The following is a 24,842-nucleotide window of genomic DNA, read 5'->3' on the forward strand; positions in this document are numbered from 1 at the left end:
CCACCAAACACGGCATCAACCTCTACGACGCCCTCGTCCAACTGACATCCGGCCAGCCATGGATCCCCGCCATCAACTGACCTGAGTAGTTACCACCAATGTTGAGAGTCAGGTAAGGTTTCGAAACAGTAACGGCGATGTATTTATCGCAGACTTCGTTGGTCAGGACGGTGCTGGGAATTGGATTGCAGCGGAGGCCAAGACTGGACGCGGCGCCGCGATAAGCCCTGCACAACAGGTTGGGTATCCAGAACTTGAGTCTGGCGGGGCAATCGTCGATACGAGTAAGCTTGCTGGGTATGGTATACCGAAGGGCTCCAGAGTAACCATGGGTGTTCAATTTGATGTCTGGAAGTGTCCCTCATGCGGGAGCTAGTCGATGACCTTCTTCTTCAGGTTGCTCGTGAGCTAGGGAGGCATGGATGGGAGTTCGCCCCTAACGACGAAGAAGAAGACTATGCCTTCTTCTTTATGTCGAAGTCCGATGGCCTTGTCTATTGCGTCGGTCTCGATCTGACTCCGCGCGATTATGGTCTATCGCTCAACCCTTCGGTCAGTGTCAGGCATGAGGCTATTTCGAGGCTGGCGGCCCAGTTCTATGGACTGGCCGAGGGTGCCAGTATTGTTGGTGCCTCCCTTGCGGACCTATTTGATGCTCAGGGTCGTGAGGGTGGTCTCGTGCCGCGGTGGACTATTTTTCCGAGTGATGATCTGGCGGTCGTTGCCCGCTTGGTTGCATCTGATATTGAAAGGTACGGCGTGCCTTTCTTGGAGCGATTCGATTCATTGTCTGAAGTAGTCTTTTACTTAGAGGAACGCGAACCGAAGTCTCGATTCGATCTGGGAAATCTGGCGATCGTTTACGCTGAGCTTGGAGACATGTCGCGCTGCGAGTCGATCATTGTTCGCTTTTCTTCATCGATCATTGGCCAGCCGCCTTTTGTGACCGAGCAGGCCGAGCACTTCGTGACAAATATAAGGCGGCATTATGGCTTGCGGAGTGAAGGCTAGAATGCATTTCACGCAGTTTTGATCGCCCCATCCCCAGGGTCATTGCGTTCTGGGGTAACTGCTGGTCAGGTCGTGTGATCGGCGGTCGGCGCGTCGGCTGGCGCGGGCGATGTTGGTGTCGCCGTTGATGCGGTGCCAGCCGATCGCGGTGTTACGCAGGGTGGCCATGCGGCGGGTCCGGTGCCGGTCCGGGCTTGCTGCAGATCCTCGCGGAACGTGATGTCCCTGACGTTGTGGACCTGGTTCTCGATCAGCCACTTTGCCCTGGCTCATTTCCGCAGGTCGGCGGGCTGAGCGTCGGCGGCGGGCAGGGACGTGACCAGGTAGACGGTCAGGCTGCCCAGGACCTTCTCGGCGGCGTTGAGAAGCGGGGTGAACGCCGGGATCTCGTTGCTCTTGGCGTCGATGGTGATCTGGGCCAGGACGATGCCGGTGCTGGTGTCCAGCGCGGACAGCAGATGCGTCTGGCGGCCCTCGGGCAGGCGGGAGCCCCGCAAGGTTTACCGTCGACTGCGATCACCGTGCGGTAGCGGCGTGGCCGGGCGGGTGCCGGCGGGCACGCCCCGGGTGAACCCGAGCCGGACCCGGCCGGGCTCGTCGAGGTCGTACAACCAGTCGATGATCGCAGCGAACGAGGTGGCACCGGCCAGGACCGCGCAGACCGCGACGGTCAGCAACGCCACCAGCGGATAGCGGGTCCCGTGCCGGTTACGCGGGTCCGGAACCCGGCCCAGCGCCCCGACGAGCCCAGCATGTTCACTACCGGTTACCGGCGGTGTGGGCGAGTCAGAGCCGGGGGTTGTCACGGTCAGTGCGTGGATCAGAGGTGATGCCATCGGCGGGTGGGTATCCACGGTGGTCGTGCAGCGTCAAGAACTCCATGATCACCTTGAGGACTTCACCCGCTTCCACTGCCTCCACAGAGGTCAATCACCCCACGAAACACCTGCTCAACGAATCACGGGGCGAGAACGCAACAGCCCGGGACGAACTCCTGCAACGCGACCACCGTGCTCGGGTGCAAGGCCGGTTCGCGGGACCTGCTGTACTTGCCGTTGACCGCCAGCAGCCGCCCGCGGGTCGACGTGGTCGCGGTCCGACGCGTAAGCCTCGCCCGGACGCGGCCCGGTGACGACTCGCGACGGCGTGTCACGAATGTGGCAGCAGAGTCGACGGCTCAGGTGTGGCGGCTCGCGGCGGTCAGGCGCGGCGCTTCCGGGCTAGGGCCCGGATCTCGGTACCCAGGTCGAAGGAGGGGCCGCCGACCAGGTCCCAGGCCCGGTAGACGCCGATCACGAAGCAGGCCACCAGCAGCATCGCGAGCGTGCTGACCAGGTCGCCGTCCCCGGGGTGGGCGTTCAGCCGTACGGCGGTCGCGGTCTGCCAGACGAAGACCACGGCCAGGCCGGCCAGGAACACCGCCTCGTGGATCCGGCGTGACACCAGCACCTGCAGCCGGGCCAGGGAGAGCAGGGTGGCCAGCACGAACAGCAGTCCGGCCGCGGCGACCGCGATGGCGGCCCAGCCCAGCCGCCCGCCCGGGACGAGCGCGAAGAGCGACACGGTCAGCGCGTTCATGAACGACATCAGCGCGGCCCCGGCCCGTACCCGGTGGATCGGCGCCGCCTCCTCGTTCTCGGCGAAGCGTGGCTCGGCCACGGTGAGCACGACGAACAGCAACCCGATCAGAGCGCCGGCCACGCCGGCGCTCGCCACGAAGAAGTCGGTCATATCCTCCGGTGTCACACGGCCCCCTTAACTAAGTTAAGCACGACGACGAGGGTTGCTTAACTTAGTTAATTCGTCAAGTCGGGCGCCGCCGGTACGATCGCGAGGTGGCGAAGGGCGTGACCCGCGACGGGGTGGTGGCGGCGGCGCTGTCGGTGCTGGACGAGCACGGCATCGAGGCCGTCACGGTACGGGCGGTGGCGGCCCGGCTGGGTGTCCGCGCACCCGCGCTCTACCACCACGTCCGCGGCAAACAGGACCTGCTCGACGAGATGGGTACCGAGGTCAACCGGCGGGTGGTGCGGGCGCTCACCGGTCACCCGGCCGGCGCCGGCTGGCTCGACGACCTCGCCGCGTACGCGCACGCGCTGCGCGCCGAGTACCTCGCCCATCGCGACGGCGCCCGGACCTTCAGCGGCACCCTGATCACCGACGCCGAGGTCCTCAAGGCGCAGGAGCCCTGGCTCCGCCGATGGCTCGCCGCCGGGGTGTCGGTGGACGCCGCCGCCGACGCGACCGACCTGGTCACCGCCTTCGTGGTCGGCTTCGTGATCGAGGAGCAGGAGCGGGCGCGGTCCGCCGAGGCCGATCCGGCGCGCTACTCGCCGGAGGAGCGCGACCGCCGGATCGGCGCCGGGGCGCCCCTGGTCGCCGAGACCGGCCACGCGCGCCGGAGCGGAGCGGCACGGTTCGAGCGGCAGCTGGACGTCCTCATCGCGGGCATCGGCGCCCGCCTCGGCCCGCCCGTCCCGGCCTGAGCCTCCGGAGGCCCGGTGCCGCCGCGGAGGCGCCGGGTTCCCGGTCAGTCCGCCAGGGGTGTCAGCGGGAAGCAACCGGCGAACGGGTCGGGCAGGTCGCGCCAGCCGTCGAAGCCCTCGCTGAGTTCGGCGTCGGTGAGCAGGCATGACTCCAGCAGGGCGGTGAGCGCGACCGGGTCGAGGCGCAGGCCGATCAGGGCGAGTACGGTGCGCCGGTCGCCGTAGTACGGGTCCCAGGTCAGGTCGGCGGCGAGGCGCCGGTCGTCGCTGGTCTCGGTCCAGCGCTCGACGGGCAGGGCGGCCAGCCAGTACCCGAGTCCGCCCAGGCTGACACCGCCGCCGGCCGACTCGAACGCGACGACGGTCTCGGGCTGGCTGGCGATCCAGAGCTGGCCCCGCCCGCGCAGCGCCTCGCCGGTCAGCTCCTCCAGGGCGTCGTGCAGGCGCCGCGGGTGGAACGGGCGGCGGGACTCGAAGAGGATCGAGGTGACCTCGGCGGGCTCCGGGTCGTGCAGCGCGAGGGCGCGTCCCTCCAGGGCCCGGCCGAGCGTCCCGGGGCGGTCCGGGTCGTGCCGTCCGGTACGCCGTACCCGGGCGACGGGTGCCTGGACCGACCACGGCGCCAGACGATGGACCAGGGCTTTCACGCGTTCCAGGTCGAGCGGGTCGGTCTCCGGGCGGTTCCAGAGGATCACCGTGTCGCTGAACTCGACCTGGTGCGCCACCACGTCGGCGATCGAGCGGTGGTCGTCCTCGGCGGCGTGCAGCCCGCGGTCGCGCAGGTCACCGGGGTCGGCCAGGTCGTCGAGGAACCGGTCCGCGTCGACGACCGTGACGTACGAGTCGAAGCGGACCGCGTCGGTGACCGGCGCGCCGTCGACGAGGCAGTGCGCGCAGGCGGCGGCGACCGCCTCGGGCTCCACCGCGGGCGGCAGGATCAGCAGGAGGTCGCTGCCGGGCCGCTCGCGCGCCAGGCGGACGAGCGCGGGCAGCACGTCCTCGCGGAGGGTGCAGGAGACGCAGCCGTGCACGAGCGTGACGGTGGCCCGCTCGATCGGCTCGGTCGCGGTACGGACCGTGCGCCGGATGACGCCGTCCCGGATGTCGCGTAGGTCGTGACCGATCGCGATCAGCCGGTCGTCGGCGAGCAGCAGCGTGCGGGCGGCCGCGTGGACGGCGCCGGGGGAGAACCCGGACAGCACGGTGACGGCGGGCCGGTGGTCCACCGGGGAGACGGGCGGGGCGGAGGTCGTCGATTCAGCGCTCACACCCCATCTTGTTGGAAACGATTTTCATTGTAAAGTGGCCGGCATGTCCTTCATCTGTGACGTGACCGGCGCGAAGCCGAGCTTCGGCAACGCCGTGTCCTTCTCCCATCGCCGCACCCGCCGCCGCTGGAACCCGAACGTCCAGCGCCGCCGATTCCGGCTTGCCGGCGGCCGTACGGTCCGGCTCACCGTCAGCACCACCGGGCTGAAGATCATCGACCGGGACGGCATCGACGCCGTGGTGGCCCGGCTGACCGCGCGCGGGGTGCGGCTCTGATGGCGAAGTCCACCGGCATCCGCCCGGTGATCCGGCTGCGGTCCACCGCGGGCACCGGGTACACGTACGTGACCAGGAAGAACCGCCGCACCCACCCGGACCGCCTGGTGCTGCGGAAATACGACCCGATCGCCCGTCGCCACGCCGACTTCCGGGAGGACCGCTGATGACCCGCCACCCCGCTGAGAGGGAGGGCTGCTGATGGCCCGCCGCTGCCTGAGCGAGCGCGAGAAGCGCCGGACCGATCTCGCCGTCCGTCACGCCGAGAGGCGGGCCGGGCTCAAGAAGACGATCTCCGATCCGGGCACCGACCCCGAAGACCGGGCCTCGGCCGTACGCAGGCTGTCCCGCCTACCGCGTGACTCCAGCCCGTCCCGGCGCCGCAACCGCGACATGCTGGACGGCCGACCGCGCGGCGTGCTCACCCGGTTCGGCCTGTCCCGGGTCCGGTTCCGCGAGATGGCCTTGCGCGGCGAGCTGCCCGGAGTCCGCAAGGCCTCCTGGTAGCCACGGGCAGGGTAGTGCGGGCCGCCGGGTAGTGCGGGCAGGGTGGTGCTGGCAGGGCGGTGCGGGCCGGACCGGTCGGGTGACGGTGGACCGCGGCCGGGTCAGTCGGCCGCGGCGATCGGCGGTGGCAGCGGGAGCGCGACCCGGACCTCGAAGACGCCGTCGGGGCGGAGGCCCGCGGTGAGGCGGCCGCCGGCGGACTCGGCGCGTTCCCGCATGCCGATCATGCCGTGGCCGGTGCCGGGTCCGCGGTGGTCCGCCCGGGCCGGGTTGGCGACCCGGATCTCCAGGTGGTCGCCGGTGTAGGCCAGGTGCAGCGAGGCGTGCCGGGCGGTGCCGTGTTTGCCGGCGTTGGTGAGGGCCTCCTGGACGATCCGGTACCCGGCCAGCCCCGCCGTGCCGGAGAGCGGCCGGGCCGGGCCGGTACGGGTCACCCGTACGTCGAAACCGCCCCGCACGAACCCGCCGAGCAGGTCGTCGAGCTGGTCGAAGGTGGGTGTCGGCTGCCGGGTCTCCGGCTCGTCGTCGGAGCGCAGCAGCCCGACCGTGGCGCGCAGCTCGTCCAGGGCGGCCCGGCTGGTCTCCTGGATGCCGGCGAGCGCCTGGTACGCCTTGCCCGGATCGGTGCGCATCAGGTGGTGCGCGACGCCGGCCTGCGCGTTGACCAGGGTGATGTGGTGCGCGACCACGTCGTGCAGGTCCCGGGCGATCCGGATGCGCTCCTCGCGCACCTGGCGGCGGGCCTCGGCCTCCCGCCCGCGCTCCGCCTCGGCCGCCCGCCGCCGCTGCTCCTCCAGCATGGCGCGCTGGTTGCGGATCGCGTCGCCCACCGCGACGGCGGCGGCCACGTAGTTGACCGGCACCACCACGTGGATGTCGGCGAAGTGGTCCGGCAGCCAGAGCGCGTAACTGCCGGTGAGCAGCACGGCCGCCGCCGCGCCGAGCGTCGCCGCGGTGCGCCGGTCGGTGTGCCGGGCCACCGTGTAGAGCGCGACCACCGTGGCCACGTCCGGGATGATCAGGTGCGGTGCGGTGGCCGGCATCGCGGCCCCGCAGAGCATGGTGACCACCGCGACCGCCCGCGGCACCCGCCGCCGCCAGATCAGCGCGCCCGATCCGGCGACCAGGCAGGTCAGCTGCCACATGGTGGGGGCGCGCAGCCCGTCGCCCCCACCCCACGCCACCTCGGCCATGAAGACCAGCACGACCAGCAGCGCCAGCAGCGCGTCCCGAGGGTAGGACGGGCGCACCTCAGATGGCCGATCGCGGGGCGACGAGGCCGGTCTCGTACGCGAAGACGACCAGCTGCGCGCGGTCCCGGGAACCGGTCTTCATCATCGCCCGGTTCACGTGGGTCTTCGCGGTCGCGGTGCTGATCGTCAGCCGGTCGGCGATCTCCTGATTGGAGAGTCCGGCGCCGACCAGGGCGGTGATCTCCCGTTCCCGGACCGTCAGGTCGTCCCGTGGCCGGGCGTGCACCTCGGCGGCGATCGGCGACGGCGGTGCCGCCTGGGCGAGGAAGCGGCCGATCAGCGCGGTCGTGGCCAGCGGCGAGAGCAGGGACTCTCCGGCCGCGACCGTGCGTACGGCGGCAAGGAGCTCTTCGGGGTCGACTCCCTTGCCGAGGAAGCCACTCGCGCCGGCCCGCAGCGCCGAGACCACGAACTCGTCGGTCTCGAAGGTGGTCAGGATCAGCACCCGGACCCCGGCCAGGGCGTCGTCACCGCTGATCCGCCGGGTCGCCTCGATGCCGTCCACGTCCGGCATCCGGATGTCCATCAGGACCAGGTCGGCACGGAGCGCGCGGGCCAGCGTCACCGCCTCCGCACCGGTCGCGGCCTCGCCCACCACCTCGATGTCGGGTTCGGCGTCGAGCAGCAGCCGGAAGGTCGCGCGCAGCAGCGCCTGGTCGTCGGCGAGAAGCACCCGGATCGTCACGTGATCATTCTCCGTACGTCGGTGCCGGGACGGACGCGGATCCGCGTCCGTCCCGGCGGGATGGTCCACCCCTCAGGCGACCGGGGTGAGCTCCGCGTCCCGGTGCCCGTCGGTCGCGTCCCGGTCGTGGTCCAGGGAGCGGCCCTCGGCGTCGATGTCCGGCAGGACCCGGTCGAGCCGGCGGGGCATCCACCAGGCGGCGTCGCCGAGCAGTCGCAGCACCGCCGGGACGATGATCATGCGGACGATGAACGCGTCGGTGAGCACGCCGACCGCGAGGGCGAACCCGATCGCGGCGACGAACGGCGACACCGAGCTGGCGAACCCGGCGAAGACCGACACCATGATCAATGCGGCGGCGACCACCACCACGGCGGTCCGCTTGAAGCCGTCGACGATCGCGTCGGTGGTGCTCAGGCCCCGGCTGTGCGCCTCGTGCATCCGGGAGACCAGGAAGACCTGGTAGTCCATGGCCAGCCCGAACAGGATGCCGACGATCAGGATCGGCAGCAGGCTCAGGATCGGGTTGCCGGCCGGCGCCGGGATCAGCGCGTCGGCCCAGCCCTTCTGGAAGACGCCGACGGTCAGGCCGAACGCGGTGCCCAGCGAGAGCAGGAATCCGAGCGTGCCGACCAGCGGGACCAGCAGCGAGCGGAACAGGATCACCAGCAGCACCATCGAGAGGCCGGCCACCAGGATCAGGTAGACGATCAGCGCCTTGCTGAGCTTGGTGTTGGTGTCGATGTCGACCGCGGTGGCACCGGTCACCGCCAGGCTCACCCCGGTGACGTCGCCCGAGTGGTCGCGGATGTCACGGACCAGATCCCGGGTGGCATCGTCGACAGGACCGCTTTCCGGTACGACCTGGATCATCGCCGTGGTCCCGTCGGCGCTCACGCCGGCCGGGGTGACCGAGGCGACGTCCGCCAGGCCGTCGAGCACCGTGGTGACGGCCGTGAGCTCGCCGGCCACGCCGACGCCCTCGACCAGCACGATCAGCGGTCCCTGGCTGCCCGCACCGAACTTGCCGGCGATCACGTCGTACGCGGCGCGCTGGGTGCTCGCCGGGTCCTCGCCGCCCGGGGTGCTGAGCGCGGTCTTCAGCTGGAACGTCGGCATCGAGAGCGCGAGCAGCCCGGCGATCGCGACCACGGCGATCGGCAGCGGCGCCTTGACGACGGTGCGTACCCAGCCGGACAGGAACGAGCGGCGCTTCGCGTGCCGGGCGGCCTGCTCGGCCAGCGGGACACCCTGGCGCAGCAGGCGGCGTTCGCGGCGGGAGAGCACCCGGTAGCCCATGCAGCGCATCAGGGCGGGCAGGAAGGTCAGCGCCATCAGCACGGTGGTGGCCACGGTGATCGCGGCGGCGACGCCCATCTCGGTGATGAACGGGATGCGCACCACGGAGAGGCCGACCAGGGCGATGATGACGGTGGCTCCGGCGAAGACCACCGCGGAGCCGGCGGTGCCGATGGCGCGGGCGATGGCCTCCTCGACGGTACGGCCCTCGCGCAGCTCGGTGCGGAACCGGGCGAAGATGAACAGCCCGTAGTCGATGCCGACGGCGAGCCCGATCATCCCGGCCAGGGTCGGCGTGGTCGAGCCGATCGGGTGCCACGCCGACGCCGCGAACACGCCGAGCAGCCCGACGGCGAGCCCGAGCAGCGCGCCGATCATGTTGGCGCCGGCCGCGATCAGCGACCCGAACGTGACGATCAGGATGACGAACGCGATCAGCGCGCCGATGCCCTCGGCCGGGCTCTGCTCCGGCGTCGCGTCGGCGATGGTGCCACCGACCTCGGCGCTCAGCCCGGCGTCCCGGGCGTGCTGGGCGACGGCGAGGACGTCGTCGTAGATCGGCTCGGTGTCGGTGTCGTCGGTCAGCCCGGTCAGCGACACGGTGGCCACCGCGGTCGTGCCGTCCGCGGAGACGTACGGCCGGTCGGCGGCGAACGGGTCGCTGACCGCGACGACGTGCTCGACGCCCTTCGCCTCACTGATCACCGCGGCGACCAGCTTCCTGTCGGCCGTACTCGTGATCTTCTCGCCGTCCGGGGCGGTCAGCACCAGCTGCAGGGTGCCCGCGGTGTCGTCGGTGCTCGTGGCCGGGAACGTCGTCTGCATGACCTGCAGGGCCCGGCCGGACTCGGTATCGGCGAGGCTGAACCCGCCGTCGTTGAACTTCAGGCCGGTCACGGTCCCGTAGGCGACCGCGGCCAGCATCAGCCCCCAGACGACGAAGACGAGAGCCCGGTGCCGCGCGCTGAACGCGCCGACCCGTGCCAGAAAGGTAGCCATCGCGACGCTTCTCCTCGATGTTCGGGGCTTCGTATCTACGCGCTCCAGACTCCCGTCGGCGCAGGCCCACGTCGTCAACCCGGCAGCTCATCCGCACGTACCGCATCCGCATTACCGGCGGCGACAGCCCCGGGGTGGATACCGCGCCCGCGGTATCCACCCCGCGCCCGCTCCTCGGAGCCGTGCTCGCCCCACTGTGCTCGCCCCACCGTGAGACCGGTACCGCCGCGGCGGTGGCGCCGGCCGGGGCTGCGGAAAATAGCGTCAACGCCTTCGCCCGGCATCTCCTGCCGCCCGTCGGCGGAACGCGACCGGTGGGCTACATCGGGCTGGTCGCCGGTGCCGGGAACGTCCGGAGCGTCCGTGACTACCCGGGCTCGCTCCGGAACGGAAATCCGTGAACCCGGTCCGGGGTCGTGGAAAGCGACCCAGACTGGCGTGCGGGGAATGCGGAACCACGCCAGAGAGGGTGGACCTATGTCCATGACCGCGTCCGTGACACTCACCGACGACCTGGTCGCCGCGGTGGACGAGGGTGACGCGCCGGCGGTCCACCGGCTGCTGGACCGGGGCGCCGACCCGTGTGCGCGATCGCCCCGCGACGGCCTCACCGTGCTGATGATGGCGGCCGGCCGGGGTGACCGGGAGTGCGTACGCCTGCTGATCGACGCCGGCGCCGACGTGCTCACCGCAGAACCCGGGGGTGGGGCCACCGCGCTGCACAAGGCGTGCCAGGGCGGCGACCTCGAGGTGGCGCGGATGCTGGTCGAGGCGGGCGCGTTCGTCGACGCGGTCGCGGCCACCACCGGGCACACCCCGCTGATGGACGCCCTCTGGTTCAAGGAGCCGGAGATCACCCGCTACCTGCTGGACCACGACGCCGGGGTGAACCTCAGCACCCACTACGGCTTCTCGATGCGCCGGCACCTGGACTTCGAGCTCGGCGTGAACACCGTCGGCGTGGATCGCCTGAGGCTGGCCGGGCGGTACGTCGACGACCGGCAGCACCGGGACGAGCAGCGCGTCGCCGGGCATCGCCTGATGGCCGCGGTGACGGCCGGCGACGCCGCCGAGGTGGACCGGCTGCTGGACGCGGGCGTGGCCGTCGACGAGCGGTACCCGATCCTGAACGGCTTCGACGACGGGCACACCGCACTGCTGGTGGCCGCGCGGGACGGGCACACCGGGATCGCCGCGGCGCTGCTGCGGGCCGGTGCCGACGTCAACGCGATCGAGCCGACCTTCGGCGCGGTGCCGCTGCACAAGGCGGTCTACAACGGCCACGCGGACCTCACCCGGCTGATCTCCGCCTGGCCCGGGGTGAACCTGAACGTCCAGGGGTGGACCAACGGGTACGCGCCGTTGCACGACGCGATCTGGCACGGGTACGCGGAGTGCGCGCGGATCCTGGTGGCGGCGGGCGCCGATCTGACGTTGCGCGGTCACGACGGCGGGACGCCGTACACGTTCGCGGTCCGGGTCTTCGGCGCCGACGACCCACTGACCCGGAGCCTGCGTACCGGAGATCAGCCATGATCCACCAGCTGATCCTCGCCGGACCACGGCCGGGCATGACCGTCCCGGACTTCCAGCACTACTGGCGTGACGTGCATGCCGTCGAGTACGCCGCCAAGATCCCGCAGATCCGCCGGTACCTGGTGGACGACGTCGAGCCGATGGGCCCGGAGGAGACGCGGCCGCCGTGGCGCGGCGCGGCCGAGATCTGGCTGACCGGCGAGCGGGAGCAGGTCGCGTCGCTGCAGACACCGGAGTTCCTGCGGGCCCGTCAGGACGAGCCGACCTGGGCCGCGTTCTGGCAGACGATCGTGCTCGACACCGACGCCCACGAGGTGGTCCCCGGCCCGGACGGCGGCGTCAAACTGATCCTGCTCGTGAAGCGCGCGCCGGGCTCGGGCCTCGCCGCGTTCCGGGAGCGGGGGCTGGGCGCCCACGCCACCCTGACGGGCCGCGTCCCGGGTCTCCGGCGCTACCTGCAGGGATACACCCGCGACGGCGCCTACCAGCTCGGCGAGGCGGTGCTCGACGGCGCCCACCAGCTCTGGTTCGAGGACGCGGACGCCCTCACCCGCGCGCTCGCCAGCCCCGAGTTCGCCCGGGCCGAGGAGGACCTGCGGGACTTCGCGGATCCGCGCTACCTGCACCGTCTCGTCGCCATCGAGCACTGGATCATCGGCCCCCACGGACGCTGACAGACCTTCTCCGGTACGCCCACGACCGCGCACCCGCCGCACCGCGCTGCGCGCGACGAGACGTCACGCCGCTCACGAAGCGCGGCAGAACACCGGACAGTAGTGCCCAACGGGTCCCCGCTGGAGTGCTCAGGGGCGTCTCGGCGCCCGTGAGGCACCCTTCGCTGCCGGGGGCTGGTGGCTGGTGCTCAGGGGTGTCTCGGCGCCCGTGAGATACCCCTCGCTGCCAGCCGGGGCTCGTTGCGCCGGGAGTGCGTGACCGCCCGGGCGGGCGTGGCTATGCGAGGGCGGCCTCCACCAGGTAGGGGCCGTCGTGGTCGAGCATGGTCTGCAGGGTGGCGGGGAGGTCGGCGGCGTGCTGGACGCGGGCCGCGGGTACGCCCATCGCGGTCGCGAGGGCCACGTAGTCGACCCGGGGATCCCGTACGTCGAAGAAGGCCGGGAAATCGGCGTCCGGCTCCTCGTCGTTGTCCCGGCGGTAACGGGCCAGGTTCTCCTTGAGCAGCTGGTACCCGCCGTTGTGGCAGACCACGATCTTCGCCGCGATCCGGTGGTGCGCGGCGGTCCACAGGGCCTGGCAGGTGTACATGCCGCCGCCGTCGCCGGTGAAGCCCACCACCGTACGGCCGGGGTGGGCGAGTTTGGCGCCGATGGCGCCCGGGATGCCGACGCCGAGCGTGCCGCCGGGGGTCTGGAAGAAGTGACCCGGGCGGTCCGGTGGCAGCCACCGGGTCAGTGCGGGCGAGTTCGTCAGCGCCTCGTCGAAGATGATCGCGTCGTCCGGCAGCAGGTCGGCCAGGCAGGCGGCGACGGCGGCCATGCCCAGCGGCGCCGTGCCGGAGCGCGCCAGGTCGCCGGTGCGGGCCTGGTCCCGGGCGGCGGTGCTGCGGGCGCCGTGCCGGCGGACCCGTTCGGCCGCGGCCTGCCGCTGCGGCCCGGTCATCGCCTCGTCGAGCGCGCCGGTCAGCGCCCGCAGGGTCAGCCGCGGGTCGCCGAGCAGCCCGGCGGTGACCGGATGGTTCTTCGCGATGGCGTACGGGTCCAGGTCGACGTGCACGACGGGCGCGCCGGGCCGGAACACCTCGCCGAGGGCCGGGAAGACGTCCGGGAAGACGTAGGTGCCGCAGATCAGCACCGCGTCGGCCCGGGCGACCAGCGCGGCGCTGTCGGTGCCGAACATGTGCCCGGTCAGGCCGCCCCAGAGCGGATGGGTCCACGGCATGACCAGTTCGGAGGCCATCGCGCCGTGCACCGTCGCGCCCCAGGTCTCGGCGAACCGGACGAGCTCCGCGACACCGCCGGACGCGGCGACGCCGTCACCGGCGAGGATCACCGGCGCCTGCGCCGCGGCGAACAGGCGGGCCGCGGCCTGGATCGCGGCCGGCTCCGGCACGACCCTGGTGTCGGGTACGGCGGTCGGTACCACCGGTTCGTCGGCGAGCCGGTCGAGGACGTCCTGCGGCAGGGCGAGGAAGACCGGACCGCGGGGCGGCGTGGCGGCCACCTTGAGCCCACGGCGGATCATCCGGAGCAGGCTGCCGGGATGGGTGACCCGGGCGGCGTACTTGGTGACCGGCCGGGCGACGTCGACCAGGTTCACCGACATGTGCGCCTCGAGGGCGTCGTACGCGACTCCCGCCTCACCGGCCAGCACCAGCATCGGCGTCTGCCGGTGCAGCGCGTGGTAGAGACTGCCGACGGCGTTGCCCAGGCCCACGCCGCTGTGCAGGAGCACCACGGCGGGCCGGCCGGTGGCCTGGGCGTACCCGTCGGCGGTGCACACCACCGCGGCCTCCTGCAGGCCCAGCACGTAGTCGATCTCCGGGAAGCGGGCGATCTCGTCGAGCAGGCCCTCCTCGCTGGAGCCGGGGTTGCCGAACAGGTGGCGTACCCCGTCGGCGCGCAGCTGTTCGAGGAGCCGCCGGTGCCCGGTGACGAGCCGGGTCCCGGTCCGGTCGGCGGTCGCGGTCACCGGGCACCCACCGGTACGGCGGCCCGCTGCCGGACCTGCTCGATGACGGTCCGGGCGAAGATCCCCGCCTGCGCTCCGGTACGCCCGGTGACCAGGTCACCGTCGACGACCACGTCCTCGTCGACGTACCGGGCGCCCATGTTGAGCGCGTCGCCGTACAGGTTCGGATGGCAGGTCAGGCGGCGTCCGCGGACCAGTTCCGGCACCCGGGCGAGCAGCCACAGCCCGTGACAGATGATGCCTTTGACGATCCGGGGCTCGGCGAAGGCCCGGCGGACGAAATCGGTCGCGGGCGGCAGCTTGCTCAGGTCCTCGCTGTACCGCAGCCGGTCGCTGACCATGGCCGAGGGCACGATGATCGCCGAGTAGGTGCGCAGCGCGTCGTCGTCGGTGCCCTCGAAGGACTCCGTGCAGACGAACGGGGCCTTGTACTCGTGACCGGTGAAGGTGAGCGACTCCTGCCCCCAGAGCCGGCTGAGGAAGTGCAGCTCGGCGCCCTCCTCGGGGAACCGGTACGCGTAGTACCAGATCTCGTGCTCGTAGAAGTCGCTCTCCACCAGGACGGCGATCCGGTGCCCGGACAGCGGCCCGCTCACCAGCCGTACCGCCGTACGCCGTGATCGAGCACGTCGACCAGCGCGCGCCCACAGCCGACCGAGGACTCGGTGGAGCGGGCGGTGATGAACGGGTGGTCCACGATCACCGACTCGGCGTGCCCGACGTTGCCGATGAACTCGCCGTCCGGCCCCACCGCGTCGCGCAGGATGAACTCCAGCGGGTAGAACGGCGGCCCGAAATCGACCCCGGCCGGCGCCTTCGGGCCCTCGAACCCGGTGCCGTCGTGGTAGTCGTAGTCGATCGGGTGCCCGGTGACCCGCCGCCCGCGCAGGATGCTGAGCTTGCGCAGCGGATCCCGGGCGAAGGCCAGCGCCGCGACGCCGTAGCAGACCGCCGCGACCGGCCGGTCCAGCCGGACGAAGCCGAGGATCAGCTCGTGCAGTCGCTGGTTGTTGGCCAGGTCGACCATGGCGCCGCTGCCACCCACGATCACCAGCGCGCCGTACGCCCGCAGGTCCGCGTCGACGACCCGCTCGACGCGGCGGTAGTACTCCTCGCAGTCCCGGAGAAAGGCCGGGGAGCTCGGGTACGGCCGGGCCGGCACCCAACCGCCGAGGTCGTGCGGCTTGTCGAGCCGGTCTGATTCGTGCAGCGCCCGGGTCTTCGCGGCCATCTCGGGGCTGGTCACCGACCTACCCTGCGGCGGGTCGACGTACCCGGGGTCCATGCTGACCGACAGCGGGGTGGGCCGGGCGCCGGTCGGGGTGACGAACTCGACCTCGTACCCGGCCTGGTCACAGGCTTCGAGGGGCCCGACCAGTTCCTCGCCCCAGTAGCCCCACTCGGAGACCGCGAACAGCACCTTGGTCATGACCGGCCTCCGGTGGCTCCGGCGCCGACCAGCTCGCCGAGGAGTTCGCTCTCCCCGAGCTGGTCGGCGACCTGACCGGCGGCGTTGACGACGGTGAGCGCGTAGCCGGCGTGCTGCCGGGTGAGGGCCAGGTCGCGGACCGCCGCGGGTTCGAGGTGCCGCAGGTCGTGGACGTCCAGCACCATCGTGGTGCAGCCGGCCGCCTGGGCCTCGTCGAGCCGGGCGTGCAGGGCCGGCAGGCCGTCCAGCCCCAGGGTGCCGGCGAGCGCGATGTCGGCGCGGCCGCCGTCGGTGCCGAGCAGGTCCGCGCTGAACGCCAGGCCGACCGGGGTCATCCGGACCCGTACGGTCTGCGGGAGGTCGCTGTGCGGCAGGGCGACCGTCAGCCCGCCGGGGTCGAAGTCGTGATGGTCGTGGCCGTTGATCCACACCTGGGTGATCTGTGCCCGGCCCGGCGGCAGCAGGTCGGGGGCGACCCGCAGGACCGAGCCGAAGGTGCCGGGCCGGGGCTGGAACCAGAGGTCCAGCGGCTGGTCCCGGCGCAGCAGGTTGCCGTACACGGCGGCCAGGTAGCCGAGCTCGGCGCTGTGGTACATGCCCATCGAGTGCGAGCCCTTGCTGCGCTCCCCGCCCAGCTCGAACGGGACGCCGTTGGCCAGCACGTTGAAGTAGACGCCGCCGGCGCCGGTGTCGAGCATCCACGCGTTGTAGAAGGCGGCGCCCTCCCGGGCCTGCTTGGCGTACTCGGGCCGGCGCAGCACGCCGTCCAGGATCAGGTACGCGAGGATGCCCTGCTCCTGTTGCCACCAGGCCTTCCGGTCGTGCCACACCAACCGGTGGAAGCTCTCGCCCGGCACGATGGCCCGCTCGACCATGTCGTACCAGCCGCCCCGCTGCGGATCGGCGCCGACGGCGGGCATCAGGTCGGCGATCCGGGTGGCCATCGCGACGTACGCGTCCTTGGGCCGCAGGTTGTTCATCCGCATCAGGTTCCAGGCGATCTTCAGGTTGTGCCCGACGATGGCCCGGTTCTGCTGCTGGCCGTAGGCCTGGTCCTTGCGCCAGTCGCCGAAGAACTTCTCCTGGACGAACGGGCTGGCGTCGTAGTCGGGGAAGTACCTCACCACCGTGTCGCAGCACTCCTCGAGCAGGTCCGCGTAGCGTTGCTCGCCGGTGGCCAGGAAGAGATTGATCAGGTACGCCGGGATGTGGTCACCCACCGAGTTCCAGTTCTTGCGGTCGGCGTTGGTACGGCCGTCCGCGTCCAGCGCCGGGCTGCGCGGATCGAAGGTCACCGGATCGACGTGCGAGTAGTACCCGCCCCGGTCGCGGTCCCGGAAGTACTTCTCGAACAGGTTGATCGTCAGGTCGACGACCTCGCGCAGCCGGGGGTCGCCGGTCACCCGGTACACCTGGGTGATCCCGGCGATCGCGTAGACCTGCTCGTAGCAGGGGATCGCGTTGAAGTCGTCGCCGAACTCGGACGCCAGGATCTTGCGCTCGCCGCCGTCCGGGGCGATGTCGATGGCGTGGTACCAGTAGGCGATCTGCTGGCTGCGGTCCACCGCGCAGAAGTGCTCGATCAGGTAGTCCGCGCCGGCGACCGCCGAGTCCAGGTAGCCCTGCCCGCCGGTGAGCAGGTACGCGGTGGCCAGCCCGTACACCATCCGGGAGATGGTGTCGGTCTCCTGCCGGACCGACGTGGTCTTGGTGCCGAGCATCGAGAGATCCGTGCGGTAACCGTGGTAGTCGTATCCGGTGCCCGGGGCGGCGCCGCCGAACTCCGCCTGCAGGTAGAAGTCGCCGATCGCGCGGACCTGGCGCTGCCACCAGTCCGGCGACTCGAACCGGTACTCGTCGGCCTCCTTGCCGAACAGCAGGACGTGTTTGGCCTCGAACGCGGTGCCGTTCGCCTCGCCGGGGTAGAACACGCCGTAGACGTGCACGAACCGGCCGGGCTGCAGCAGGCCGCGCAGCTGGGCACCCGCGTCGACGTACGCCTCGCCGAGGTTGCGCAGCATCTCCGCCACGGTGTTCGCGGTGAGGCGGGCGGCGAACGGCCGCCCGTCGGAGGTGCGCAGCCCGAGGAGGTCGGTGCCCGGGTCGTAGCCGGTGACGTACCCGGCGACCATGTCGGAGAAGGTGAAGTCGATCTGGTTGACCCGGGTGCCCGGATCGGTGGCAGGGCTCATGGCGTTTCTCCAGAGAGGGACTGCAGCAGCACGACGCTGTGCGCGGTGACCAGGTAGCCGGCGGTGGTGACGGGCTGCCCGGCGCCCGGCTCGGCGATGTCGGCCGGTGAGTCGAGTGCGGTGTCGACGACCCGCGCCCAGCGGCGCTCCGGGTCGAGCTGGAACTCCAGCGGTGCGGAGTGCATGTTCATCATCAGGTGCAGGTCGGGCTCGCCGCCGATGCCGCGGAGCGTGCAGGCGAAGGCGCGGCCCAGCGGGTCGTCCCAGTCCGGCGGCGCCAGCTCGGTGCCGTGCCAGGTCACGTCGTGCTCGGTGTAGAACGCGTCCCGGCACAGCACCCGGTTGCCGCGGCGCAGCGCGATCAGCCCGGTCCAGAAGCGCAGCAGGCCCGCGTTCTCGCCCGGCAGCGCCCAGTCGAACCAGCTGACCGGATTGTCCTGGCAGTACGCGTTGTTGTTGCCCTGCTGGCTGCGCCCGGCCTCGTCCCCGGCCGTGATCATCGGAACGCCGCGGGAGAGCAGCAGCAGGGCCGCGAAGTTCTTCGTCTGCCGCAGCCGCAGCGCCCGGATGCCCGGGTCGGCGGTGGGGCCCTCGGCGCCGCAGTTCCAGCTCAGGTTCTCGTCGTTGCCGTCCCGGTCGCCCTCGCCGTTCGCCTCGTTGTGCTTGCGGTCGTACGCGACCAGGTCGGCCAGGGTGAAGCCGTCGTGGCAGGTGACGAAGTTGACGCCGTTGACCGGCCGGTGCCCGCGCGCCTGGTACAGGTCGGCGCTGCCCCCCAGGCGCTCGGCCATCTCGCCGAGCAGCCCCGGATCGCCGCGGACGAACCGCCGGACGGTGTCCCGGAACCGCCCGTTCCACTCGGCCCACCGGTATCCGGGGTAGTCGCCGACCTCGTACGCCCCGGCGGCGTCCCAGGCCTCCGCGATGATCTTCGTGGTGGCCAGCGTGTCGGAGAGCTCGATCTGCCAGACCACGGGTGGCTCGTCGAGGATCGCCCCGCCCGGTCCGCGGGTCAGGACCGCGGCCTCGTCGAACCGGAAGCCGTCGACGTGCATCTCCCGGACCCAGTACTCCAGGCACTCGACGATCATCTTGGTGACGATCGGATGGTTGGCCATCAGCGTGTTGCCGCAGCCCGAGTAGTCGTCGTAGTACCGCGGGTCGTCGCGCCTCAGGTAGTAGTAGTTGGCGTTGTCGAGACCGGCCCAGCAGAACAGCGGTCCCCGCTGGTCGCCCTCGTCGGTGTGGTTGAAGACCACGTCGAGGATGACCTCGATACCGGCCCGGTGCAGCGCCTTGACCATGTCCCGGAACTCCCGGACGTGCGCGCCCGCGGCGGGCTCCAGGCAGTATCCGGCGTGCGGCGCGAAGTATCCGGCCGTGCTGTAACCCCAGTAGTCGTTCGTGGCCGTGTCGAAGTCGAAGACCGGCAGCAACTCCACGGCCGTGACGCCCAGCGCGGTGAGGTACGGGATCTTCTCGGTCACCGCGGCGAAGGTGCCGGGCCGCGACACCCCGGAGCCGGGGGAGCGGGTGAAGCCGCCGACGTGCATCTCGTAGACGACCATCTCCGCCATCGGCCGGTTCAGCGGCTGGTCGCCGGCCCAGTCGTAGTCACGTTCGTCGATCACCGCGCAGCGCAGCGAGGTGCCGGTGGTGTCGCCGGGGGCGCACGCGGCGGCCCGGTCCCAGCGACTGCGGTCCAGCCCCCGGGCGTACGGGTCGGCGAGCACCTTGCCGGCGTCGAACCGGGCACCGCCGCCCTCGGGGCCGGTGACCCGCAGGGCGTAGAACGCGGGCGCCCGGAGGCCGCGCAGATAGACGTGCCAGACGGTGAAGGTGCGGTTGACGTCCGGGTCCAGGGTGATCGTCCGGGCCGGCTCGGCGTCGCCGGCCCGCTCGAAGATCAGCAACTCGGCCCCGGTGGCGTGCTCGGAGAAGAAGGCGACGTTCACGCCGTCGTCGTCCGGGGTGGCGCCGAGCGGATGGTTACGGCCCGGTTCGGGTACGACGGCCGTCTGCGGCCGGGACAACTGGCTGACGCTCAAGGCCATGACCTCGCGGTGCGGGGAGGGGCGGTCGTCAAAAGCCTAGGCAAGAAAAGGGATGGTTTTCCCGTTTTGGGGTAACCGCTCGGGCGGTTCAGCGACCGGACTCCAGCTGGTCGACGACCTCCTGATAGCTGTCCGGGCCGATTCGGATGGTGCCCTCGAACGGGTAGTTCAGCTCCAGCGCGAGGAACATGTTCACCCCGATCGTCGCGGCCACCCCGGCCACCAGCACCCGCCGCAGCAGCCCGTCCCGGATACCGCAGGTCACGCAGAGCGAGAGCACCACGAGCGAGCCGGTGATCACCGAGATCCAGAGGACGTTCGGCAGCTGCTCCTCGTGGGCCACCCGGACGGCCGTGGCCCGCAGTTCGGTCGCCCGGGTCAGCCGCCGTACGGCGTCCTCGACGAAGGCCCGCTGCGCCTCGGTCCGCGGGGTGATCGAGCCGATGACGGTCCCCAGTGCGTGCAGATCCGTACCGACCGCCGGCGTCGTCCTGCTGTGCACCCGGTTCGACCAGTTCGCGATCACGTCGCGCTGGTACGCCACCACGCCCGCGTCGATCTCCGCCGGCACCGGCGCGTCGCAGACCCGCGCGCCCTCGGCCAGCCCGGCCAGGTTGACCGCCTCGGCCTCGGTGGCCGCGCGGGCGTCGTTGCGGCTCTCCCAGAGGGTCACCACGCACATGCCCATCGCCACGGAGTACACCACCGCGGCGCTGGAGAGCATGATCCCGGTCGCGTCGTTGTACTTTCCGAGCCGCCAGTCCGGCACCCACCGGTGCACCTGCGACTCGAGCACCAGCATGAGCGACGGCAGCCCGATCACCAGTACGAGCAGGGTGATCCATTCCGGCACCCCGCCCGCGATCCAATGCATCATCGCGCTTCCCCGGTATCCGATCGGCGACGACGTCCCGGGGCCCGGGCGTCTTTTCAGCATTGTGGTCACGCTCCGGGGTGCGGTCCCCAAGAATGGACAAATGCGACGCTTCCTGCTGTCCATGGTGACGGCCGCCGTGCTGGCCTCCGGCGGTTCCGGTGCCACCGCGGGCGCCGCGATCGCCACGGGCGCGCGGACCGCCGGCTGCCTCCCGACCGCCCGGCCCGGCGGTGTCGCCGCGCGGATCGTCGACATCGCCCGGACGGCGCGGCGGGAGCTCGACCTCGGCGCGGCCCTGGTCCGGGTGAGTGCCGGCGGCCGGGAGGTGGTGACCGCCGCGGTGGGCGAGTCGATGACCGGCGTCCCGGCCACCACCGGCATGCACTTCCGGGTCGGGGCGGTCGGTATCGCGTACCTGGACATCGTGTTGTTGCAGTTGGTGGAGGAGGGGGTGGTCTCCCTCGACGAGCCGATCGCGCGATGGATGCCCACGCTGCCCCGGGCCGGCGAGGTCACGCTCCGGATGCTGGGCGCCAGCACCTCCGGCTACCCGGACTACGTGACCTACGACCCGTTCATCGCCCGGTTCTACGCCGACCCGTTCCGGCACTGGACTCCCCGCGAGGTGATCGATCTCGCGATGAAACGCCCCCTCTGGTACGACCCCGGGACCAACTGGAGCTACTCGCACGCCAACTTCGTCATCCTCGGCGAGATCCTCGCCAGGGTCACCGGGACGCCCGTCGCGAGGTTGCTGCGCGAGCGGGTACTGACCCCGCTCGGCCTCACCGAGACCGTGAGCCGGGACGACGCGGTCATCCCGCAGCCGGTCCTGCACGGCTACACCATCGAGCGCGGGCGGTACGAGGACTCGACGTACTGGAGCCCGTCCTGGACCACCGCGCCCGGCGCGATCCTGACGTCGGACATCTGCGACCTGGCGGTCTCCGCGCGGGCGGTCGGCACCGGCCGGCTGCTCTCCCCGGGGTCCCGGCGCATCCAGCTCGACCCGGGCACCGTCGGCCTGGGCGGTCCGACCGCGACCTGCCCGGCGGCGATCTGCGTCCATCACACCCGGGAGAACCACTTCGGGTTCGGCGTCACCGTCGAGGACGGCTGGATCCGCCAGAACCCGTCGTTCGCCGGCTACGCCGCCGTGCAGACCTACCTGCCCGGCCGGGACATCGCGATCGCCGTGGCGACCACCCGGGGCCGGACCACGACGGAGGTCAACACCGCGATGACCGTCGCCGACCGGATCGCCACCCTGCTGACCGGCGCTTCCGGCTCGGCGGGGTGACGCCCGGCACAGGTATTTAAGTTTTGAAATAACTCTCCGGGGGCCGTGGTTGTGCGGGTCAGCGGTCCACAAGGGACCGGAAAACCCGAGGAGTGGTTCTGATGGCGAACAAGACGATCGCGGTTGTCGGCGCCACCGGTGCGCAGGGCAGCGGTGTGGTGCGGGCCATCCTGGCCGGCGGCGACTTCACGGTACGGGCGCTGACCCGCGACGTGAACTCGGCGAAGGCCCGGGAACTGGCCGCGCTCGGCGCCGACGTGGTCGCCGGTGACTACTCCAGTCCCGACGGCCTGGCCGAGGCGTTCGCGGGTGCGGACGGCGCGTACCTGGTCACCGACTTCTGGACACACATGGATCCGGCGAAGGAACAGGCGTACGTCCGCAATCTGATCGCAGCGGTGCAGAAGGCCGGCGTCTCCCACGTCGTCTGGTCGACCCTGGAGGACACCCGCGAGCTGATCCCGCTCGACGACCCGCGGATGCCCACGCTGCTGGGCCGCTACAAGGTGCCGCACTTCGACGCCAAGGCCGAGGCCGACGAGTTCTTCCGCGAGGCCGGGGTGCCGACCACGTTCCTGCGCACCACGTTCTACTACGAGAACCTGGCCGGCGCGCTCGCCCCGGCACGTGACGCCGAGGGCGGCCTGGTCCTGACCATCCCGATGGGCGACGCCCCGCTGGCCGGCATCGCCGCCGCCGACATCGGCCGGGTCGCGCTCTCGATCTTCCGTCGCGGCGACGAGTACATCGGCCGCACGGTGAGCATCGCCGGCGACGTCCTGACCGGAAAGGAGATCGCCGAGGCCCTCTCCGACACCCTGGGCGAGCCGGTCGAGTACCGCCCGGTCACCCACGACCAGTTCCGCGCCTTCGGCTTCCCGGGCGCCGACGAGTTCGGCAACATGCTCCAGTACTACACCGAGTTCGCCGACGAGTTCACCACCCCGCGCGACCCGTCCCGCGTCCGCGACCTGACCCCCGAGGTCCAGTCCCTGCGCGAGTGGCTGGCCACCGGCTACCACCTCCCGGCCACCGCCTGACAGATCCACCGGGAACAGCGGCGGGGGCGTGACCATCATCGGTCACGCCCCCGCTTCCACCTGTTCGGCAGCGCTACTCCGGCGTGTTCACGCCGGTGACCGGTAGGCCGCAGGCGCGCTATGCCCGGGTGCAGGTCCAGTGGCCGTCGTGCCAGGTGCAGGTCTGCTCGTAGCCGGAGCGGAAGGAGCCGAGCCAGGGGATGTCGTCGTGGTAACGGGTGGGCGGCGGGGCCGGGGTGAAGTTCGCGGCGTCGTCGGTGCTGCCGGTGCCGGTGTAGCGGGCGACGGCCGGGTACGGGTAGACCGGGCGGGTTCGGGTGACGGTGCCGTCGTCCTGGTACCTCGTGGCGATGAGGTGGTCGGGGGCGATGCCGTTCTCGACCCAGGCGAGGGTGGGGGTGAGCGCGTCGATCGCGTCCGGGCCCTGGCCGCCGCCGCAGTGGGCGACGCCCGGCAGCATGAACAGGCGGGCGAACCGCTCGGTGGCGTCCGTGCCGCCCATGCGTTCGGTGAGGGCGTGGTGGTAGGCGATCGTCCCGTACGGGGAGATCGCCTGGTCCGCCCAGCCGTGCCAGAGCAGGAGCTTGCCGCCCGAGGCGCGGAAGGCCGTCAGGTCGGGGTCGGTCGCGTCGTAGATGCCGGCCCGCTGGTAGATCTCCCGGAACGTCGCCGCGTCGTAGCGCAGGTCGGCGAGGGTCATCGCCGGCCGGGCGGACGGGTAGGCGAGGTACCGCAGCGCGTTCGTCGCGTTGCCCTCGGCCACGGCGGGGTCGCCGGTGGCGGTCGGGGTGACCCAGCGGGCCCAGTTCGCCTCCGAGCCGGCCGGCTCGCCGCCCGGGTACATCAACCGGCCGTGCTCGTCGCGAGGACCGTCGTACAGGTGGCGTACGGCAATGATTTGATCCTGGGTCAGGCAGTTCGGGGTGTCGGTCTCCGCCGGGCAGCGCAGGCTCGCCGGATCGAACGCGCAGGCACGCGGGTCGTCGATCTGGCCGTCGGCCAGGCCGTCCCGGGCGTCGCACTCGCGCAGGACGGCGGCGTGCAGCGCGGGAAGCTTGGCGGCGGTCAGAATCGGACGGCCCCGCGCGTCGGTGTTCGCCGTGGCGTGCCAGCCCGCGGACCAGACGACGAGCGAGGTGAGCAGCGACGCGGGGGCGCCGGCGACGATGCCGTCGAAGTCGTCCGGGTAACGCTGCGCCTCGGTCAGCCCCTCGTGGCCGCCCTGCGAGCAGCCGTCGAAGTAGGAGTAGCGCGGACCCTGTCCGTAATAGATCGCGATGAGCCGCTTGGCGACGAGCGCGACGACGTGGTCGGCCCGGTAGCCGAAATCGACCCGCAACTGCGGATCGGCGCCGAACGTGGCGTCGAAGCCGGCGACGCCGACGTGCCCCTGGTTCGTGGTGGCCAGGACGAAGTCGCCCCGGGTCAGCGGCGTGCACCCGTCCGCCGCGTCCGCGTAGAAGTCGATGCTCCCGCAGAGCGACGCGCACCCGAGCTGCAGATACCGCTGCCGCCACGTCGTGGTCGGCAGGAACACGTCGAACTGGATCTGCGGCGCCACGGTTCCGGTGACCTCGCAGGCCTCGGAGCCGTCCGGCGAGGTGGCCACGGCCGCGGACCCGACGACCGCCGGAGCGTCCGGCGTCCCCGACAGGTCCTGCCCGGCGAGGGCCGCGCACTCGACCCGCGGCAGCACCACCGGAGGGCCGTCGGCGACCGTCCCGGCCACGGCCGTCCGGGGCATGGTCTGGCCGCTACCGGCCATCACGAGCAGGGCGAGCACGACCGGCAGCGCCCGGAATCCAGCGGTAGCCCGCATGCGTCCTCCCCGTTTCGCGGGCACGAGCACGGCAAGCTAAGTACTGTTATGGACGAGTGTCAATACCGAACGTCAGGCGGTGCAGGCCGCGTACGCACCCTGGTAGCCCGGGTCCGCCGCCACCTCGCCCGTCACCTGGTGGAACTTCCCTCCGCCGTACGCCC

General features: G+C 71.4%; 24 protein-coding genes. 9 read left to right on the forward strand and 15 right to left on the reverse strand.

Annotation, left to right across the window (positions count from 1 at the left end; translation table 11 throughout):
- The first annotated feature begins 363 nt into the window (after nucleotides 1-363).
- Nucleotides 364-1,011, forward strand: coding sequence for a hypothetical protein (locus AB0M08_RS43835; protein ID WP_364507134.1), 648 nt, complete (start codon nucleotides 364-366; stop codon nucleotides 1,009-1,011).
- Between the two features lie 39 nt (nucleotides 1,012-1,050).
- On the opposite strand, the gene AB0M08_RS43840 is transcribed toward AB0M08_RS43835, so the two are convergent.
- The 4 genes from AB0M08_RS43840 to AB0M08_RS43855 form a co-directional block, all read right to left on the reverse strand.
- Complete coding sequence (locus tag AB0M08_RS43840; protein ID WP_364507136.1) at nucleotides 1,051-1,179, reverse strand: hypothetical protein; 129 nt, start codon at nucleotides 1,177-1,179, stop codon at nucleotides 1,051-1,053.
- 101 nt (nucleotides 1,180-1,280) lie between these two features.
- Nucleotides 1,281-1,508: a hypothetical protein gene (locus AB0M08_RS43845; RefSeq protein WP_364507139.1), complete on the reverse strand. Its 228-nt coding sequence runs from the start codon at nucleotides 1,506-1,508 to the stop codon at nucleotides 1,281-1,283.
- 3 nt (nucleotides 1,509-1,511) lie between these two features.
- Nucleotides 1,512-1,694, reverse strand: a complete 183-nt coding sequence (locus tag AB0M08_RS43850) for a hypothetical protein (protein WP_364507141.1) — start codon at nucleotides 1,692-1,694, stop codon at nucleotides 1,512-1,514.
- 517 nt (nucleotides 1,695-2,211) lie between these two features.
- Nucleotides 2,212-2,757 (reverse strand): hypothetical protein, encoded by a 546-nt coding sequence (locus AB0M08_RS43855; RefSeq protein WP_364507144.1) that lies wholly within the window; start codon nucleotides 2,755-2,757, stop codon nucleotides 2,212-2,214.
- A gap of 89 nt (nucleotides 2,758-2,846) precedes the next feature.
- Between AB0M08_RS43855 and AB0M08_RS43860 the strand changes: the two genes are divergently transcribed.
- Nucleotides 2,847-3,497, forward strand: a complete 651-nt coding sequence (locus tag AB0M08_RS43860; RefSeq protein ID WP_364507146.1) for a TetR/AcrR family transcriptional regulator C-terminal domain-containing protein — start codon at nucleotides 2,847-2,849, stop codon at nucleotides 3,495-3,497.
- Nucleotides 3,498-3,541: 44 nt separating this feature from the next.
- Here the strand turns inward: AB0M08_RS43860 and AB0M08_RS43865 are convergent, their stop codons facing one another.
- Nucleotides 3,542-4,765, reverse strand: coding sequence for a GTP-binding protein (locus AB0M08_RS43865; protein ID WP_364507149.1), 1,224 nt, complete (start codon nucleotides 4,763-4,765; stop codon nucleotides 3,542-3,544).
- Nucleotides 4,766-4,808: 43 nt separating this feature from the next.
- Here AB0M08_RS43865 and rpmB point away from each other — a divergent pair, with 43 nt between their 5' ends.
- Genes rpmB through rpsN form a run of 3 tightly spaced genes read left to right on the forward strand, consistent with a single transcriptional unit; the run spans nucleotide 4,809 to nucleotide 5,549 of the window.
- Nucleotides 4,809-5,042, forward strand: a complete 234-nt coding sequence (gene rpmB / locus AB0M08_RS43870) for a 50S ribosomal protein L28 (RefSeq protein WP_364507152.1) — start codon at nucleotides 4,809-4,811, stop codon at nucleotides 5,040-5,042.
- Entirely contained in the window at nucleotides 5,042-5,209 is a 168-nt protein-coding gene (gene rpmG, locus AB0M08_RS43875; protein WP_364507155.1) for a 50S ribosomal protein L33, read from the forward strand. Before rpmB ends, rpmG begins: the two co-directional genes overlap by 1 nt.
- Before the next feature lie 34 nt (nucleotides 5,210-5,243).
- Nucleotides 5,244-5,549 carry a 30S ribosomal protein S14 gene (gene rpsN, locus AB0M08_RS43880; RefSeq protein WP_364507157.1) on the forward strand — a complete coding sequence of 102 codons (306 nt, stop codon included), beginning with the start codon at nucleotides 5,244-5,246 and terminating at the stop codon, nucleotides 5,547-5,549.
- Between the two features lie 101 nt (nucleotides 5,550-5,650).
- Here the strand turns inward: rpsN and AB0M08_RS43885 are convergent, their stop codons facing one another.
- From AB0M08_RS43885 to AB0M08_RS43895, 3 genes are all read right to left on the reverse strand, one after another.
- Complete coding sequence (locus tag AB0M08_RS43885) at nucleotides 5,651-6,799, reverse strand: histidine kinase (RefSeq protein ID WP_364507159.1); 1,149 nt, start codon at nucleotides 6,797-6,799, stop codon at nucleotides 5,651-5,653.
- A gap of 1 nt (nucleotide 6,800) precedes the next feature.
- A complete protein-coding gene (locus tag AB0M08_RS43890) occupies nucleotides 6,801-7,487 on the reverse strand; it encodes a response regulator transcription factor (RefSeq protein ID WP_364507162.1) in 687 nt (228 codons plus the stop codon).
- A gap of 72 nt (nucleotides 7,488-7,559) precedes the next feature.
- Nucleotides 7,560-9,785, reverse strand: a complete 2,226-nt coding sequence (locus AB0M08_RS43895) for an MMPL family transporter (RefSeq protein ID WP_364507164.1) — start codon at nucleotides 9,783-9,785, stop codon at nucleotides 7,560-7,562.
- A 483-nt stretch (nucleotides 9,786-10,268) separates the two neighbouring features.
- Between AB0M08_RS43895 and AB0M08_RS43900 the strand changes: the two genes are divergently transcribed.
- A complete protein-coding gene (locus AB0M08_RS43900; RefSeq protein ID WP_364507167.1) occupies nucleotides 10,269-11,321 on the forward strand; it encodes an ankyrin repeat domain-containing protein in 1,053 nt (350 codons plus the stop codon).
- Complete coding sequence (locus AB0M08_RS43905) at nucleotides 11,318-11,995, forward strand: EthD family reductase (protein ID WP_364507170.1); 678 nt, start codon at nucleotides 11,318-11,320, stop codon at nucleotides 11,993-11,995. Before AB0M08_RS43900 ends, AB0M08_RS43905 begins: the two co-directional genes overlap by 4 nt.
- 277 nt (nucleotides 11,996-12,272) lie before the next feature.
- Here AB0M08_RS43905 and AB0M08_RS43910 read toward each other — a convergent pair whose 3' ends face one another.
- From AB0M08_RS43910 to AB0M08_RS43935, 6 genes are all read right to left on the reverse strand, one after another.
- Complete coding sequence (locus tag AB0M08_RS43910) at nucleotides 12,273-13,967, reverse strand: thiamine pyrophosphate-binding protein (protein ID WP_364507173.1); 1,695 nt, start codon at nucleotides 13,965-13,967, stop codon at nucleotides 12,273-12,275.
- A complete protein-coding gene (locus tag AB0M08_RS43915) occupies nucleotides 13,964-14,563 on the reverse strand; it encodes a DJ-1/PfpI family protein (RefSeq protein ID WP_364507176.1) in 600 nt (199 codons plus the stop codon). Before AB0M08_RS43915 ends, AB0M08_RS43910 begins: the two co-directional genes overlap by 4 nt.
- Nucleotides 14,560-15,396, reverse strand: a complete 837-nt coding sequence (locus AB0M08_RS43920) for a type 1 glutamine amidotransferase domain-containing protein (protein ID WP_364507179.1) — start codon at nucleotides 15,394-15,396, stop codon at nucleotides 14,560-14,562. The genes AB0M08_RS43915 and AB0M08_RS43920 overlap by 4 nt, the downstream gene beginning before the upstream one ends.
- Nucleotides 15,393-17,588 carry an AGE family epimerase/isomerase gene (locus AB0M08_RS43925; RefSeq protein ID WP_364507182.1) on the reverse strand — a complete coding sequence of 732 codons (2,196 nt, stop codon included), beginning with the start codon at nucleotides 17,586-17,588 and terminating at the stop codon, nucleotides 15,393-15,395. Before AB0M08_RS43925 ends, AB0M08_RS43920 begins: the two co-directional genes overlap by 4 nt.
- Complete coding sequence (gene glgX, locus AB0M08_RS43930; RefSeq protein WP_364507185.1) at nucleotides 17,585-19,642, reverse strand: glycogen debranching protein GlgX; 2,058 nt, start codon at nucleotides 19,640-19,642, stop codon at nucleotides 17,585-17,587. Before glgX ends, AB0M08_RS43925 begins: the two co-directional genes overlap by 4 nt.
- An 88-nt stretch (nucleotides 19,643-19,730) precedes the next feature.
- Complete coding sequence (locus AB0M08_RS43935; RefSeq protein ID WP_364507187.1) at nucleotides 19,731-20,519, reverse strand: hypothetical protein; 789 nt, start codon at nucleotides 20,517-20,519, stop codon at nucleotides 19,731-19,733.
- A 100-nt stretch (nucleotides 20,520-20,619) separates the two neighbouring features.
- Here AB0M08_RS43935 and AB0M08_RS43940 point away from each other — a divergent pair, with 100 nt between their 5' ends.
- Together AB0M08_RS43940 and AB0M08_RS43945 are read left to right on the forward strand one after the other, a co-directional pair.
- On the forward strand, nucleotides 20,620-21,819 hold the full coding sequence (locus tag AB0M08_RS43940) for a serine hydrolase domain-containing protein (protein ID WP_364507190.1): 1,200 nt from the start codon (nucleotides 20,620-20,622) through the stop codon (nucleotides 21,817-21,819).
- Between the two features lie 101 nt (nucleotides 21,820-21,920).
- Complete coding sequence (locus tag AB0M08_RS43945) at nucleotides 21,921-22,859, forward strand: NmrA/HSCARG family protein (RefSeq protein ID WP_364507193.1); 939 nt, start codon at nucleotides 21,921-21,923, stop codon at nucleotides 22,857-22,859.
- Between the two features lie 118 nt (nucleotides 22,860-22,977).
- On the opposite strand, the gene AB0M08_RS43950 is transcribed toward AB0M08_RS43945, so the two are convergent.
- The gene (locus AB0M08_RS43950) at nucleotides 22,978-24,678 is read right to left on the reverse strand and encodes a tannase/feruloyl esterase family alpha/beta hydrolase (protein WP_364507196.1); all 1,701 of its coding nucleotides are present in this window, start codon (nucleotides 24,676-24,678) and stop codon (nucleotides 22,978-22,980) included.
- Nucleotides 24,679-24,842: the final 164 nt, after the last annotated feature.

Source organism: Actinoplanes sp. NPDC051851, assembly GCF_040681165.1.
Classification (GTDB): Bacteria; Actinomycetota; Actinomycetes; order Mycobacteriales; family Micromonosporaceae; genus Actinoplanes.

Excerpts from the sequence above, each read along its gene's own strand:
- AB0M08_RS43835 (WP_364507134.1), top strand. The coding sequence starts at position 364 with ATGCGGGAGCTAGTCGATGACCTTCTTCTTCAGGTTGCTCGTGAGCTA.
- AB0M08_RS43840 (WP_364507136.1), bottom strand. The coding sequence starts at position 1,179 with ATGGCCACCCTGCGTAACACCGCGATCGGCTGGCACCGCATCAACGGC.
- rpmB (WP_364507152.1), top strand. The coding sequence starts at position 4,809 with ATGTCCTTCATCTGTGACGTGACCGGCGCGAAGCCGAGCTTCGGCAAC.
- rpmG (WP_364507155.1), top strand. The coding sequence starts at position 5,042 with ATGGCGAAGTCCACCGGCATCCGCCCGGTGATCCGGCTGCGGTCCACC.
- rpsN (WP_364507157.1), top strand. The coding sequence starts at position 5,244 with ATGGCCCGCCGCTGCCTGAGCGAGCGCGAGAAGCGCCGGACCGATCTC.
- AB0M08_RS43895 (WP_364507164.1), bottom strand. The coding sequence starts at position 9,785 with ATGGCTACCTTTCTGGCACGGGTCGGCGCGTTCAGCGCGCGGCACCGG.
- AB0M08_RS43900 (WP_364507167.1), top strand. The coding sequence starts at position 10,269 with ATGACCGCGTCCGTGACACTCACCGACGACCTGGTCGCCGCGGTGGAC.
- AB0M08_RS43905 (WP_364507170.1), top strand. The coding sequence starts at position 11,318 with ATGATCCACCAGCTGATCCTCGCCGGACCACGGCCGGGCATGACCGTC.
- AB0M08_RS43920 (WP_364507179.1), bottom strand. The coding sequence starts at position 15,396 with ATGACCAAGGTGCTGTTCGCGGTCTCCGAGTGGGGCTACTGGGGCGAG.
- AB0M08_RS43925 (WP_364507182.1), bottom strand. The coding sequence starts at position 17,588 with ATGAGCCCTGCCACCGATCCGGGCACCCGGGTCAACCAGATCGACTTC.
- glgX (WP_364507185.1), bottom strand. The coding sequence starts at position 19,642 with ATGGCCTTGAGCGTCAGCCAGTTGTCCCGGCCGCAGACGGCCGTCGTA.
- AB0M08_RS43935 (WP_364507187.1), bottom strand. The coding sequence starts at position 20,519 with ATGATGCATTGGATCGCGGGCGGGGTGCCGGAATGGATCACCCTGCTC.
- AB0M08_RS43940 (WP_364507190.1), top strand. The coding sequence starts at position 20,620 with ATGCGACGCTTCCTGCTGTCCATGGTGACGGCCGCCGTGCTGGCCTCC.
- AB0M08_RS43945 (WP_364507193.1), top strand. The coding sequence starts at position 21,921 with ATGGCGAACAAGACGATCGCGGTTGTCGGCGCCACCGGTGCGCAGGGC.
- AB0M08_RS43950 (WP_364507196.1), bottom strand. The coding sequence starts at position 24,678 with ATGCGGGCTACCGCTGGATTCCGGGCGCTGCCGGTCGTGCTCGCCCTG.